Source organism: Mesorhizobium sp. ESP7-2, assembly GCF_020164715.1.
Lineage (GTDB): Bacteria > Pseudomonadota > Alphaproteobacteria > Rhizobiales > Rhizobiaceae > Mesorhizobium.
This window is the reverse complement of record NZ_JAIUGQ010000001.1, coordinates 258,195-271,595: the sequence shown is the minus strand read 5'-3', so window position 1 is coordinate 271,595 and position 13,401 is coordinate 258,195. Positions and strand designations below refer to the sequence as shown.

At 63.8% G+C, this 13,401-nt stretch carries 22 protein-coding genes and 1 tRNA gene; 12 read left to right on the top strand and 11 right to left on the bottom strand.

What is annotated here, in order from left to right:
* Positions 1-14 precede the first annotated feature (14 nt).
* Complete coding sequence (locus LB543_RS01415) at positions 15-353, top strand: hypothetical protein (RefSeq protein ID WP_224612497.1); 339 nt, start codon at positions 15-17, stop codon at positions 351-353.
* Between the two features lie 5 nt (positions 354-358).
* Here the strand turns inward: LB543_RS01415 and LB543_RS01410 are convergent, their stop codons facing one another.
* From LB543_RS01410 to LB543_RS01365, 10 genes are all read right to left on the bottom strand, one after another.
* The gene (locus LB543_RS01410; protein ID WP_224612495.1) at positions 359-970 is read right to left on the bottom strand and encodes a DUF6441 family protein; all 612 of its coding nucleotides are present in this window, start codon (positions 968-970) and stop codon (positions 359-361) included.
* Complete coding sequence (locus LB543_RS01405; RefSeq protein WP_224612493.1) at positions 967-1,167, bottom strand: hypothetical protein; 201 nt, start codon at positions 1,165-1,167, stop codon at positions 967-969. Before LB543_RS01405 ends, LB543_RS01410 begins: the two co-directional genes overlap by 4 nt.
* A gap of 2 nt (positions 1,168-1,169) precedes the next feature.
* The gene (locus LB543_RS01400) at positions 1,170-1,565 is read right to left on the bottom strand and encodes a hypothetical protein (RefSeq protein WP_224612491.1); all 396 of its coding nucleotides are present in this window, start codon (positions 1,563-1,565) and stop codon (positions 1,170-1,172) included.
* Positions 1,566-1,567: 2 nt separating this feature from the next.
* Positions 1,568-2,083: a hypothetical protein gene (locus LB543_RS01395; protein ID WP_224612489.1), complete on the bottom strand. Its 516-nt coding sequence runs from the start codon at positions 2,081-2,083 to the stop codon at positions 1,568-1,570.
* 41 nt (positions 2,084-2,124) lie between these two features.
* Positions 2,125-2,565, bottom strand: coding sequence for a hypothetical protein (locus tag LB543_RS01390; RefSeq protein ID WP_224612487.1), 441 nt, complete (start codon positions 2,563-2,565; stop codon positions 2,125-2,127).
* 1 nt (position 2,566) lies between these two features.
* Positions 2,567-2,953, bottom strand: coding sequence for a hypothetical protein (locus LB543_RS01385; RefSeq protein ID WP_224612486.1), 387 nt, complete (start codon positions 2,951-2,953; stop codon positions 2,567-2,569).
* Positions 2,954-3,613: an FkbM family methyltransferase gene (locus tag LB543_RS01380; RefSeq protein WP_224612484.1), complete on the bottom strand. Its 660-nt coding sequence runs from the start codon at positions 3,611-3,613 to the stop codon at positions 2,954-2,956.
* Entirely contained in the window at positions 3,610-6,357 is a 2,748-nt protein-coding gene (locus tag LB543_RS34025) for a methyltransferase domain-containing protein (protein WP_224612482.1), read from the bottom strand. The genes LB543_RS01380 and LB543_RS34025 overlap by 4 nt, the downstream gene beginning before the upstream one ends.
* A gap of 7 nt (positions 6,358-6,364) precedes the next feature.
* On the bottom strand, positions 6,365-6,718 hold the full coding sequence (locus tag LB543_RS01370) for a DUF2190 family protein (protein ID WP_224612480.1): 354 nt from the start codon (positions 6,716-6,718) through the stop codon (positions 6,365-6,367).
* 69 nt (positions 6,719-6,787) lie between these two features.
* The gene (locus LB543_RS01365) at positions 6,788-7,846 is read right to left on the bottom strand and encodes a Mu-like prophage major head subunit gpT family protein (RefSeq protein ID WP_224612478.1); all 1,059 of its coding nucleotides are present in this window, start codon (positions 7,844-7,846) and stop codon (positions 6,788-6,790) included.
* Between the two features lie 24 nt (positions 7,847-7,870).
* On the opposite strand from LB543_RS01365, the gene LB543_RS01360 reads away from it, so the two are divergent.
* From LB543_RS01360 to LB543_RS01310, 11 genes are all read left to right on the top strand, one after another.
* The gene (locus LB543_RS01360; RefSeq protein ID WP_224612476.1) at positions 7,871-9,019 is read left to right on the top strand and encodes a DNA polymerase III subunit beta; all 1,149 of its coding nucleotides are present in this window, start codon (positions 7,871-7,873) and stop codon (positions 9,017-9,019) included.
* 25 nt (positions 9,020-9,044) lie between these two features.
* Complete coding sequence (locus LB543_RS01355; RefSeq protein ID WP_224612474.1) at positions 9,045-9,320, top strand: hypothetical protein; 276 nt, start codon at positions 9,045-9,047, stop codon at positions 9,318-9,320.
* 4 nt (positions 9,321-9,324) lie between these two features.
* A complete protein-coding gene (locus LB543_RS01350) occupies positions 9,325-9,579 on the top strand; it encodes a DUF2312 domain-containing protein (protein WP_224612472.1) in 255 nt (84 codons plus the stop codon).
* Positions 9,579-9,824 (top strand): hypothetical protein, encoded by a 246-nt coding sequence (locus LB543_RS01345; protein ID WP_224612470.1) that lies wholly within the window; start codon positions 9,579-9,581, stop codon positions 9,822-9,824. Before LB543_RS01350 ends, LB543_RS01345 begins: the two co-directional genes overlap by 1 nt.
* A complete protein-coding gene (locus tag LB543_RS01340) occupies positions 9,821-10,054 on the top strand; it encodes a hypothetical protein (RefSeq protein ID WP_224612468.1) in 234 nt (77 codons plus the stop codon). The genes LB543_RS01345 and LB543_RS01340 overlap by 4 nt, the downstream gene beginning before the upstream one ends.
* Entirely contained in the window at positions 10,054-10,560 is a 507-nt protein-coding gene (gene ssb / locus LB543_RS01335; RefSeq protein ID WP_224612466.1) for a single-stranded DNA-binding protein, read from the top strand. Before LB543_RS01340 ends, ssb begins: the two co-directional genes overlap by 1 nt.
* Positions 10,561-10,575: 15 nt before the next feature.
* A complete protein-coding gene (locus LB543_RS01330) occupies positions 10,576-10,881 on the top strand; it encodes a hypothetical protein (protein WP_224612464.1) in 306 nt (101 codons plus the stop codon).
* 68 nt (positions 10,882-10,949) lie between these two features.
* Entirely contained in the window at positions 10,950-11,231 is a 282-nt protein-coding gene (locus LB543_RS01325) for an HNH endonuclease signature motif containing protein (protein WP_411908732.1), read from the top strand.
* Entirely contained in the window at positions 11,228-11,479 is a 252-nt protein-coding gene (locus tag LB543_RS01320; RefSeq protein WP_224612460.1) for a helix-turn-helix domain-containing protein, read from the top strand. The genes LB543_RS01325 and LB543_RS01320 overlap by 4 nt, the downstream gene beginning before the upstream one ends.
* Positions 11,454-12,536, top strand: a complete 1,083-nt coding sequence (locus LB543_RS01315) for a tyrosine-type recombinase/integrase (protein WP_224612458.1) — start codon at positions 11,454-11,456, stop codon at positions 12,534-12,536. The genes LB543_RS01320 and LB543_RS01315 overlap by 26 nt, the downstream gene beginning before the upstream one ends.
* 45 nt (positions 12,537-12,581) lie before the next feature.
* Positions 12,582-12,655: transfer RNA gene (locus LB543_RS01310), tRNA-Gln, on the top strand.
* A gap of 149 nt (positions 12,656-12,804) precedes the next feature.
* Here the strand turns inward: LB543_RS01310 and LB543_RS01305 are convergent.
* A complete protein-coding gene (locus LB543_RS01305; RefSeq protein WP_263498565.1) occupies positions 12,805-13,263 on the bottom strand; it encodes a very short patch repair endonuclease in 459 nt (152 codons plus the stop codon).
* Positions 13,264-13,401 lie beyond the last annotated feature (138 nt).

Below are 13,401 nucleotides of genomic sequence, written 5' to 3'. Positions count from 1 at the left end.
GGGGGAATTCCAAAATGAAAATTGCTGTGCTGTTGGTAGCGAGTGCCAGCGCGATTTCGCCCATGGCCCCCGCCGATTTCCTTGCCGACTGGCCACGACTTGTCGGCCAGCGGGCAACGGTGACCGGTACCGTCTACAATGCGGCGGAAGACTCGATGCTGCTGGAAATTCCGCCAGAGACCATCCGCCTGGTGGGGCCGTGGATGGACCGGGAAGACCTTCGCTACCTGTTCCGCAACTGCATCGGTGCCGACGCACCCAGAAGCAAATGCACGATGCCAGTGACAGGTACTGTGCGTTCCGTGCAGGGTCGGCTGGAGATGTACGCCATCAAGTTCAGCATTCAACGATAGCCTGGTCAGCCGCCCTTGTTGAACACCTGGGCAAAAATCTCCGGCCATTGTTCGGCGGCCTTCTCGACCGCCTCCCGCACCTGGAACCGCTCCCGCAAGGTCACGGCATCGATGCCGACGAACATCGGCACCGTGCGCAGCTTGACGCCGCCGCGTTTTCCCCGCTCGCTGGTTCCTAGCCGTGCCGCCAGCAGCGGCGGCTTGCCGGGACGCTCGATGGTGAACAGCGGGCCGCGCCGTTCGATATACAAGGCTGGCGTGATCCGCTGCTTGCCGATATGCGGTGGTGCATCCTTCAGCGGCAGCCAGAGCAGCGGATGGCCAGCGATGCCGCCACCTTCCTCGAAGATGTTGCTGTATGGGATCTTGTTGTAGATCAGAACCGACGGCCGGGCAGAGGCGTGGTCCAGCGGATAGACCTTGCTGGCCACGGTATTCTGCCACGCCCTGCTGAAGCCGGCCTGGGCGATATTGGCGCGTGCCGCTGCTTTGGCGACCTCCGCCATCCGGAAGCCGGACTCCATCGAAGCAACCCGGAGTTCCTGCGTCGCATCGGCCATCGCCTTGTCGAACTGGCCGGCGGCCGCTTCGACGAAGATCCCGAAAGCTCCGGTCATTCGCGCAAATCCTCGACCTGTTTCTGCACGTCCTTGAGGTCGCCGCGGGCGGCGTTCATGCCGATGACCAGATGGTCGGCCATGGCCTGGCGGCGGTCGATCTCGCCGAAATGCAGCCATGCCGCCATCTGGCGCGGCGTGTAGTGCAGGACAGCCCCGGCCGGATGGCCGAGGCGCACCAGCCTTGCGGCGGCCATCGCTAGGCTTTCCCCGGCTCCCCGATCATCGCGGCGCCGTCCTTGCCGGTGAGCCTGGCCAGCGCCTCGAGGAAAGGGCCGGCGGGACTCGGCACCGTCAAGAGCAGGATGCGTGCGATCAGAAGCATGCGTTCGCCTGGCGTCAGGTTGGCGGCGCTGGCCTCGTTGATGCGCGGCACGCCGGCCACGATCAAGGCGCATTGCAGCGCCTTCGACAAGGCGCCGAAGGCCTGCGGGTCGACCGCCTTCTTGCCCTTCATGTCGAAAAGCTTCGCCACTTCGGGAAAGCGGAAGATGATCTGCGCGATGTCGGTGAGCTCGACGCCATGCACCTCGACCTGGTTGCCGCGCACCGTCTCGGTGACGGTGAGCGGCGCGATGTCGATGAAGTCAGTCATGCTTATGCCTGCTGGCGGATGGTGAAGCGACCGTAGCGCCCATCCTTCTTGTTGACGTCCGCCGACAGCGGGATCTGGGCGAAGTCATCATTGTCGGCCATCAGGTTGAAATCGCCCGACGGCGAGATGGTGACGTTGCCCTCGAAGTCGATCATCGGGCCGACCGTGTTGGTGGCGACCAGCTTGATGTCGACGGTGAGCGTCGGTGAGGTCAGCGGGTCGATGATCTCGTCGCCATCGGTGTTGGTGGCGACGGTCGCCAGCAGGAACATGGCGATGTTGCGCGCCGTGTTCTCGTCGAAGGTTGCCTTGATCGTGGCTGCCACGGAGGTGACGGCAGTGAAGTCCTTGGCGCGGATGCCGGCGCGCGCCGAGTTGTGTTCCTTTTTCGCGACCGTCGGCGTGTAGACGAAATCGACCAGGTTGCCGGCATCGACATAGTCCATGTCGGCCGGCAACTTCATCAGCACATAGGCGGCCGGGATGCGGTAATTGCCGGTATCGGGAGAAGCGCCCATGGGGGTTTTCCTTTCGTTGTGCCCGGAGCGGGCGGTTGAACTCAGAGTTTCGAGGGGTCGAGCACGTAGGGGATGGCGAACTGCACCCCCATTTCGCCAAGCAGCGACCGGCCCCAGGCGAGCGAGGATTGCGAAGAATGCAGCCGGGCGCCGAGCCGGTTGGTGGTCAGCGCGATCAGTGTGGCGTCGGTGGCGACGGCCTTGATCAGCTTGACGCGATAACCGTTGATCACCGTGCCGACATCCTTGGCCGCTTCCGGCAGCACGATCAGCGTTTGCGGCGTCATCACCATGCGCCGCGGTGACATCGGGCCGCGCGAGACGGAATCGTTCTCGTCGCCGACCTCGTCGCCATCCAGCACCAGGACCGCCGGCAGGTTGGCCTCGGGCGGGCGGTTGTTGTTGCGGTAGACGGTCTTGATGCCGTCTATGGTCCCGGCGATCTCGACCAGCCGCACCAGGATCGCCTCGCGTACGTCCATGTCAGCGCTCCGTCAGATAGAGCAGGATCTCGCCATCGCCCTCGCCGTTCGGCGAAGGCCGGAAACCATGCGTGTCGACGCGCCAGGTCTTGCTGTTGAAGACCAGCGCGGCCTCCTGCAGGTCTTCCCTGTCGACCGAGGCGAGATCGGCGGCACGCACAATCGCGGCCGGCGTCACGGTCTCGATCTCGGCATGAAAGCGGCTGCGTTCACGGTCGCTGGTGGCGGTGGCAATGCCGGCCGTCTTGTCGATCACCAGCAGCGGGCCACCATCCGCTCCGGTGCTGATGACGGCACCATCGGTGCCCGGCAGCGTCAGCGTGGCCGTCACGCCGAAGACGGCGTAGTTCGGCCCATAAAGCAGCGCGGCGAAATCGACCAGGCCCATCTATTCGCCCCAGATCCTGGCCTCATCCGCCGCGCGGACGAAGATCATGTTGTGGCCGGCCCATGAGTGCAGGACGTAGCCCTTGGCCGTCATCAGCGCGGACAGGTCGGCGCTGGTGTCGCCGCCGCCGCAGTTCGCCTCGACGATGACGATCCTGGGGCCAGTGGCGCCGAAATCGGCTGCCTGGAGCACGTCGACGTCCATCCCCTCGACATCGATCGACAACAGGTCGGGCCAGACGCCGCCGGTGTGGTGGTCGACGATGGCGTTGAGCGTCAGCACCGGCAGTTCGACGCCGCGCACGATGCCGAGCGTTGCCGCCGTCGCCACGTCGAAGGTGAAGCGGCCGGGATCGCTGGCGGTGTGGTGGAACATCATCCGCCCGCAGACCGGGGCGGCGCCGACGCAGAGATTGACGTCGTCCGGCCGCGCCTTGATGAACGCGGCCAGCTGCGCCTCGTTGGGCTCGACATTGATACCGCGCGAACCGCGTTCGTAAAGCAGCGCGGTGTTGGACAGGTCGAACGGGTGATAGGCGCCGACGTCGAGATAGGACGGCTTGTCGACGCCGAGCCTATGGAAGATGTTGAGGATGGCGAGGTCATCGCCATGCTGGGCATAGGTCCGGGCGCCGAACCATTGGTCGCGATGGCCGCTCATTTCCGCCCCTCCGCAACCGCCGCTTCGATCCAGTTGAAATGCTCGCCGATGACCGCGTGATGGCCTTCGACGTTGGCGAGGTCAGCATGCGCAGACTTGTGGACCTCGCAGCCGGCGATGTCCTCGAAGCCGGCGAAGAACAAGCAGGCCTCCAGTAGCGCCTGCGACCAGATCGCCTTGTGACCGTGCGCGAAGATGATGGCATGCATGGCGCCGCGACGATCTGCCGTTGGTGCCCACTTCCTGGCGAAGTCGAAATAGTCCTGGTCGCCGCGGCGCCAGATGTTTTCCAGCGAGGGCACGCAGATGCGGATGACACCGCCCGGCTTCAGCACACGGCGTGCTTCGGCGAAGAAGTCCAGCGCCTTGACATAGTCGACATGCTCGACGACATGCTCGGCATAGATGAAATCGGCATGGTTGTCAGGAAACGGCAACCGTTTCGTGATATCGACCTCGTCGTCGAAGTTCTGCCAGCCGTCGAGCTTGTTGGTGCCGCAGCCGAAATTGAGCTTGACCGCGTTCTCGACCGGCTTCGGTGCCGCGTCCTGCACCGTCGAGGCGACGAAGGCATCGAAGACTTGCTGGTCGGCATGCGTCACCCAGTCGAGGGCGGCGACATTGTCGGCGTTGATCTGGTTGCGGTCGCCGCGCTCGGCCTTCAAGTCCAGCATCGTCAGGTCATCGCCGAGGATATCGAAAACAGCCTGCTCCGGGAATGGCCGCGCCTTGCGGTTCCACCAGTCGTATTTTTCGATGAACTTCGACTGCCAGAGATAATCGACGCTGAAGAACATCAGGCCGGTCTCGGCCCAGCCGGTCTCCTGGCGTTTGGTGCCCGCGACCGGCACCGATGCCACCTCGACGCCTGATGCCATCATCTGCCGAACGATCGGCAGCACCGGCTGCTTCAGCAGGCTGTCGCCTTCGATATGGACGACGTAGTCGTATTGGCCGTCGATCGCCATTTCGAGGCCTTTTGAGAAGGCCCTGCCCCAGCCGTCCTTGCCGCCGCGCGCCAGGTGGCCGACGTTGTCGGAGAAAGTGTATTTGAGCGTGTCTTCGCCCGCGAACGGCAGCGGGGAGGCGCTGTCGACGAGAAGCAGGTCGACCGACCAATCGTTCACCCTGCGGTGCAGATCCTGCCATTGCCCGACCAGTTTCTGCTTGTCGGCCGTGTCGACATAGGTCGTGCCGAAGACCAGGACGCGCGGCTGGCGGGCGTGGGCATCGGCGAAGGCCCCGACCTTGGCCAGGGCCACGGCGAGATCAATGGTCTTGTCGCATTTGTGGTGGCGGTCGAAGCATTCGCACGGCTTCACCGGTTCGATCGGCAGCGTCGGCGCCAGGTGCGCGCCGACGGCATTGGTGTAGCGAAAACTTTCATTGCCGCCATAGACGACGATGTTGGGCGTGCCGACGGCCTGCGCCAGGATCGGCGTGAAGCCGGCATTGCCGAAGACCATCGCGGCTTCGGCGAACAGCCCGGCCAGCGCCTCGAAATCCGCCTCGCCACGGTGCAGTTTCATGTCGGCGTCCTGCTCCTCGCCGACAATCTCCTCGCCCTTTTGCGTCAGGTCGCAGACCGAGACGGTGAAGAAGCGATCCTTGATCGAGCGATAGAGCGCCGCATATGCAATCGGGTCCGGCGAGCGCGACGGGCAAGGCCATGTCGCATTCAGCACGATCGGGCGATAGACCATGATTGGCTTGCCGCCGGTGTCGCCGACCAGCTTGCGTGCCGCTTCCCGCCATTCCGGCTTGACCGGCAGCGAGAAATCCGGGCGCTCGGGAACCCCCAGACCGACCGATCCAAACATCGCGGCAAGCAGCGTGCCGTGCTTTTTAGTCTGCGCGTGATCGTAGCCGAGTTTCCGGTCGTGCTGGCGGGCCGGTCGGCCTTTCGCGGTTGCGGCGTTGCCCTTGTCGCGGATGCGCGGCGGCAGCTTGTCGTTGACCGTGACCCTGAGCCCTTCGGCTTCGAGGTCGTGATACATTGATGTGTAGTAGGTCTGCAGCTCGACGCTATGCGTCTTCATCAACTCGCGCACCACGGCGCGCTGATGCAGGCAATCGCCCATGCCATACATGCCGAGCACCGCAAGGGAGGGATTTGTCGGCACGCGCTGCAGCATCGAAATCACATCCTCAAAACTTTGTTTCGGCCAGACATCGATGGCGCTGTCTGGATTGGCGTTGATCACCTCGACGCCGCACCGAGCGATCGAGGGCGCCACCGCGCGGAACTCGGCGGCGTGCAGGTCGAACGACCCCTTGATGAAGGGCCAGGGGTAATCGGCGCCGTGGTGATGGCGGCTGCCGTCCCCGCAGTTCTTGCCGTCGACGCCGAGCAGCACGACGCGCCGGCAGCCGAGATGGACGGCAAGGTTGATGGCGCCGGTGACCGAACTGCGCGCCAGCGCCAGCTGGCTCGGCTGGTCGGCGATGCCCTTGGCCGGATCGATCTTCATCAGCCGGATGATGCCTTGCGGCCCCTTGCCGGAGGTGGTGACGACACGGCCGGCGAAGGCGCCGATGTCGGCGGCCCAGCCATTGGCCGGATCGGACCACCATCGCTCGTCGGCGAAGAACAGGATGTCGGCATCAGGCCAGGCCAGCACGGCGGAGTTGACCGCGATGACGCGCCGCCCCTTGAGCGGCGACAGGTCGAGTTTCGCCACCGAGGCGCCGCCCGCGAGCACGAAGGCGGTTTCGCCTTCCCATTCGCGGGCGATCGTCCCCACGGGCCTGTCAGAGCGTGAAGGCGGCCGAGAGGCGGACCTTGCCGGTCGCCGACGGATTGGCCGCCGCTTCCACGGCGACGCCGATCAGCTTGTTGGACGAAGCGGTGCTGGTCGCCTCCCCGGTGGAGGCATCGAAATAGATGCGCTCGCCGAAGGTCCATGCCTGCGCCGACACCTTGGCGAGTTCATGCACGCCGACGAGTTCGAGCTCGCCGTCTGCTCCGACAGCGATATCGGTCTGCGCGACGCCGAACAGCGAGCCGGCGACGACGCCGTCGCCGGAAGCGACGTCGACCGCGCCAGTGACGTCCTCGTTGGTCCAGGTAATGGTGTTACCCGGCTGGATGTAGTTCTTGGCCATTACAGGCCTCCTTTTCGGGAATGAGGGAAAGGGGACACGGGCGGCGGGTGCCGCCCGTCAGTGCCGGTTTTAGTTTCCGGCGTTCTTGTAGCCGCCGCGATAGTCGGTCGGGCCGCAGCCGAAGTCGTGCTCGACCGACATCGAGAAGCCCTGCTTGCCGAACGGCTCGTCCATGCGCACGCGCGGCGCCTCGTAGCCTTCGAGGTATCCCCAGCGGTAGTTGGAGATGCCGCTCTCCGGGTCGGCGAACAGATACCAGCCATTGCCGGAAATCTGCGCCGTCGAGATCGGCGTCATCTTGCCGGAGTACGGGTTGACGTTGGAGAGCTGCGTCGCGTTGATCGGCGCCAGCAGCATCGTGGCCTCCAGGTCCTTGTCGGGACCAGTGAGCAGGATGGACGGCCGGTTGGACAGCAGCGGATTGCCTTCCAGTGTTGCCTGCTTGGCCATCGCCGCGATGCCGGCGCCGATCGAGGCGACGGTGATGGCGCTGCCCGAGCCGGCCAGGTTGGCATGGTCGGTGTGGTAGACCGCCTTGTTGTCGGCGAGCTTGGCGTTGAAGGCGGTCGAATAGAAGGTGACCTCCTCGAACAGCGCGACCGACTGGCCATAGCTGGACAACAGGTCGGCGATGGCGCCGAGATCGTCGTTGATCAGCATCTGGCGGGTGATGGTCAGCGCGATGGCATAGCTGAAGGCCGACACCGTCTCCTTGCCTTCCGAGAACGACCCATACTTGATCTCGCCGGCTTCCAGCACCTTCTGCAGCATCGGGAAGTCACCGACCTTGACGGTGGTGTGCGGGCGGAAATCGCGGAAGTTGCGCTGGCGGGCGATGCTGCGATAGGTCGGCGTCGCCGCCGCGTAGCGCTGCTCGAGCGAGCGGTTGATCGCGCCCTCGAAGATCGCCGGGAAGTCCGACGTGGTCAGCGAGGCGCGCGTCAGGATGTCGTCGATCTGGCGGGCGTTGAGCATGACGCCGCCGCGATAGCCAACCGATTCGGCGGCGAGGTTGAGCAGGCCACGGCCCATGAACGGGCGGGCGGCGGCCGACGGGCCGGCCTGCGGGACCGGTGCGCCGAGGCCGTAGGACAACGCCTCGGCGGCGCAAAAGATGCTGGCCGGCATCCATGGCCAGGGAGCGCTCGCGCTATGACGGTAAAGTTCAAAGTCTCAGCCTTCGCCGAAGCCGCCAAGGCCGTCCGCAACGTGCCGGGCGCAACGCGCGAGATCGATATTTTGGACCATGCCCTGCTGCGCGCGGGCAAGAAGCAGATGACGCTGACCATGTCGGACCTCGACGTCGAGGCGCGCGCAACGCTCGACTGCGAGGCGGGCAAGGACGTGCTGGCGGCGATCCCGCGCGCGGTGCTGGAATTCTTCATCGCTCGCGAAGGCTCCGGCGAAGATGCCGGAACGCTGGAATTCGACGCCGGGATGCAGGCGGTCGTCGCCCGCCACGGCAAGGCCAGGCTGACCATGCAGATCCTCAAGGGCGAGGATTTCTTCCTCATCGATCCGCCGAAGACGGATTGGTCCCTTACCCTCCGCGCGAACGAATTGTGCGATGTCCTAAAACGCTGCGAAAAGGCGCTCGGCCAGGACGCCAACCGCTACATGCTGCACGGCCCGTTCCTGCACATCAATGACGGCCTGAAGCTGATCGGCACCGATTCCAGCCGCATCCACATCATCGACATCGATGACCCCGATCTCACGGGCGAGCTGCCGCGCCGGGGCGAGATCATGCCCGGCGTCATCCTGCCACCGAAGACGGTCAAGGAGATCCTGCGCATCTTCTCGGGCGACGAAAGCGAGCTGAAACTGTCGGGCACCGACCGGCTGATGCTGGTCGAGGCCGACCGCCTGCGCATCGCCTCGAAGCTGATCGACGCCTCCTATGTCGACTACCCCCGCATGATGCCGGCGCGCGCCGAGGCTCGCGTGCTGATCGCTTCAGACGCGCTGCTGCGCGCCATGGACGGGCTGCTGGTTGTGCCCAAGAGCGACACCAAGGGCAAGCGCGAGACCTCGCGCGCCATCCGGCTGACGGTGCGCGACAGCCATGTCGAGCTGTTCGCCAAGGGCGACACCGGCGACGCTGACGACCAGATCCCGGCCGCCAACGAGGGCGTCGCCGACGGCACCGCGATGACCTTCGACGCCCGCTTCCTGCGCGACGCCATCGAGGCGGCCAACGCCAAGCAGATCGCGCTGCACCCGCCGGCCGATTTCGGCATGCCCTTCCACATCGCCGCCGGCGAAGGCGCCGCCTTCGTCATCGGCCAGCGCCGCCAGTAAAGTTTCACAACAAGGGAGAAATACGATGGACGGTTATTTCGATTGGCTTGGCTACGAAGTCCGCGACCGCGTGACGGGATTTGCCGGCATAGCGGATTCGCTCTGCTTCGATCTCTATGGCTGCGTACAGGTCAGCGTCTGCCCCAAGCATGACGCGGCGGAAAAGGAGCGCAAGCACAGCTACTGGTTCGACGTTAAGCGGCTTGAAAAGACCAGCGTGGCGCGCGTGCTCGATCCACCCAAATACTCGGCGCCAGGCAGCGAAATCGGCCCAGCCGACAAAGCTCCGTACGGGCGATAATCCGATGTCCGACACAGAGACCAGCCAGACCGTGGCCGCCGGCCAGCTGCGCGCCCTCATCGAGCGCATCGAGCGCCTTGAGGAAGAGAAAAAGACGATCGCCGACGATATCGGCGAGGTCTACAGCGAGGCCGGCGGGACCGGCTTCGACGTCAAGGCCATGCGCGCCATCGTCGCCATGCGCCGCAAGGACCCGATGAAACGCGAGGAGGAGCAGTCGATCCTCGACCTCTACATGGCCGCGCTGGGGATGGTGTGATGCTGACCAGGACGGACATCGACAAGGTGCAGGCCATGTTCGCCGACCGGCGCAAGATGCTCGGCATGCGCGCGCGCCTCGACCGCGACCCGGTTTCGCTGATGGTCGGCGAAGGCAAGGATGCGGGCGTCATCGAGATGGCACCCGCCTATCTCGCGGCGATCGTCGCCGCCGTCAAGACCGAGCTCGACCAGAAGATCGCCGCGATTGCCGCGACGCTGACCGAAATGGGAGTGGAACCATGACCGACCCATCGCGAACCTTGGCCCATCTGGAGGTCGATCTCCAGAAGGCGATCGAGAATCTGAAGCTGGCCGACGAGCGCGAGAGCGAGGCATCCCGCAGTGCCACAAGCGCCCGCAACCGCGTCAACGATCTGCAGAAGCTGGTCGAGCTCAAACTCATCGAGATGCGCGACAAGGCTCCCTACAATACCGACTGGTCAAACAGCAAGCGCAAGGGGGTATCAGTCTGATGGCAGGCAGCGTCAACAAGGTCATCCTCGTCGGCAATCTCGGTGCCGATCCCGAAGTGCGCCGCACCCAGGGCGGCGATCCCGTGGTGTCGTTTCGCATGGCGACGTCGGAAAGCTGGAAGGACAAGGACAGCGGCGAGCGCAAGGAACGCACCGAGTGGCATTCGGTGGTGGTGTTCAACACCCAGCTCGCCGAGGTCGCGGAAAAGTATCTGAAGAAGGGCATGAAGGTCTATGTCGAGGGCCAGCAGCAGACCCGCAAATGGACCGGCCAGGACGGCGTCGAGCGCTGGACCACCGAGACGGTGCTGAACCGCTTTCGCGGCGAGATCCAGATGCTCGACAAGCTGCCCTCCAACCGCCCGCCCGGCGCCGAAGGCTCCGACGACTACGGCCAGACCCGCTCGCGCGAGACCGATGAACGCCGCGCCGTCGAGGAACGCACCCGCCAGGCGCAGGCCAGCCGCGGCGGCAGCCGCGAGCTCGACGACGAGATCCCCTTTTAACGGACGGAGAGATTTATGACCAAGGCCGTTTCAACCCTGCCACAGGCGCGCAACCAGATCGAAACCATGGCGGTAATGCTGGGGGAAAGAGACCAGCGTGTCACTGACCTCAAGGCGCATATCGAGAGCGTCGACAAGGCGAATATGGATTACAGAACTCGCCTGTCAGTCCAATCGCAGGAACTTGAGCGTTTAAGAAAGGATATTGGAAACGCCTACGATGCGCGTCTTGAAGCCCAACTCGGCTTCGCGCGCGCTATCGGCTACATCGCTGCCTTGAAAGGCGAGCCTTTCAACGACGATCCGGGTAACAAATTCTGATGAATTCGCCGCTGTCCCGCCGCGAGCGCATCCGCATGCTGGTCCAGGCGCGTATCGAGATCGTCGACATGGGCTATGTCGACGAGGCCGGCAACAGCTCGCCCTGCCACATCTGGACCGGTCCCGATTCCGGCAGCGGCCGAGGCGGCGACTATCCCCGCATGGCGCTCGACGGCCAGACCATGGCCGTCCACAAGGTCAACTGGACCAACGAGAACGGCATCATCCCCGGCAAGAAGCAGCTCGACCACAAATGCCGCACGCGGCGCTGCGTGCGCGAGGAACACCTGGAGATGGTCACCCACAAACAGAACCAGAACCGCCGCGACAGGGCGCGCAAGCCGGCATGACCGCGCGCTCCGTCCCCCTGCCTGCACGGCGCATGCTGTCGACGGACGAGGCGGCGGAATATTGCGGCGGCAAATCCGTCGATTGGCTGAAGGCGCATGTCAAGGTCGCGCCGGTCAAGCTCGGCAGCCTTGTGCGCTACGATGTGCGCGCGCTTGACAAATGGCTGGACAGCCTGGACCAATCGACGCCGCTGACGGGTGACGACTGGCTGGGATTGCTCGATGAGGGTGACGGTGAAGGGCGTTAAGCGCTACAAGGACCGGCTCGGCAACGACCGCGCCTACCACCGCAAGAGCGGCACGGCGATCGACCCGGCTCTGGCCGGCACCGCGCTCGCCGCCGAGGTCGACCGCCTCGACAAGCTTCATTGCGGCACGGCGGCCGCCGCCGGCACGCTTGGCGCCCTGCTCGAAAGCTACAAGAAATCGCCCAAATTCACCGAATTGGCGCGGCGCACGCAGTCCGACTATCACCAGTACATGGACCATCTGAAGCCGATCGCCGGCACGCCGCTAACGCTGATCAACTCGGCCTTCATGGCCAAGCTGCGCGACAAGACGGTGAAGAAGAAGCGCGGCGGCTTCACCAACCACATGATGGCGATGCTGTCGTCGGCCTTCAAGCACGGCAAGGAATACGGCCTGGTCGAGGCCAACCCCTGCCTCGAACTGGACAAGGCCAAGATCGCCCACGACCGCCGCAAGGAGAACCGCCCCTGGACCAGGCAGGAGCGCGTCAATGTGCTGTCGGCCGCGCCGCTGCACTACAAGGTGCCGATCGCGCTCGCCCGCTTCCTCGGCTTGCGCCGTGGCGACATATTGCGCCTGCCGCGCATGGCCTATCGCAACGGCTACATCACCTTCCGCGCCTCGAAGAACGGCAAGCTGATGAAGCTGCCGGCCCTCGGAGAGCTGCGCCAGATCCTCGACGAAGCGCTTGCCGCGTGGCCGGTGGCCGAGATCGACATCACCATGCTGTGCCTGAATTCGCACAAGAAGCCGTGGACCGAGATGGGCTTTTCGGCATCGATCGGCAAGTTCTTCGACGCCTGCGTGGCGCGCGGCCTGGCCAGCGAAGGCCTGACCATGCACGGCCTGCGCCACTCCGTCGCCACCGACCTGCGCGAGATCGGCTACCGGCTGGAAGACATCAAGAACTTCCTCGGCCAGGAGACGATCGAGATGGCCGAGCATTATTCTTCGCATGCCGACGTGTCAGGGGTCTTGATCGACATGGCGAATGTGATACAAGCCAGCCCGAAACGAGAACGGGTTTTGACTAACTCGCGCAAGAAAAGTGTCTAACCGCTTTTCGCTCGTTCGGCCAAAGCCTTGATATTACAGGCTTTTTGGGGAATAGGTTAACGGTAGACCCACGGACTCTGACTCCGTTAGTCCTGGTTCGAATCCAGGTTCCCCAGCCAGCTATCAAGCTCTTGAACTCCTTAAAGAAATCGTCTCTCAATCGATGCCGCCGCAGTCAAGGTTTTGCCGTCTGTCACGTTTTATACCAAATTCATACCAACCAGCCTGAAGTCCTTTCCACAGAAGGATCAGCCAAGCCGAGGTGCCTTCAGTCGCCGAGGAATTCTGCCAACTTCAGAGCCAAAGAGAGCCGATCCTTAGGTTGTGTTTGACATTCCCAGATGACAAGGACCTCCCATCCCGCCTGCAAAAGTGCTTGTTGCACCATCTTATCCCGCTCGATATTTCGGGCGAACTTGTCTGCCCAGTACGATATCCGACTCTTAGGATGTGCGATTTTTGAACAACCTGGATGCCTGTGCCAGAAACACCCATGCACCATGATGATCTTGCGGCGTCCTGGGAACACCAAGTCTGGACTTCCCGGCAGATCACGACGATGGAGACGGAACCGATACCCGAGAGCATGAACTGTGCGACGAACGCGCAATTCAGGGGCCGTGTTCTTCCCTCTTATCTTCGACATAAGGGCCGAACGGCGTTCTGGCGTAAGATGGTCCACTATATCGGTCGCTGCTCGGCGGCTCCGGGGTTTCCGTACGATCATCCCGCTAAACCACGGCTGATCCAAGCTCTGTTTTCCGCTCTCTGGACTGTTCGGCTTAAGCTGGGTAGAACATAAAGCGAACATTGACAACACCATGAGCGTGTGTCGTACATGCACACGTCGTGCATCCGCGAGGGG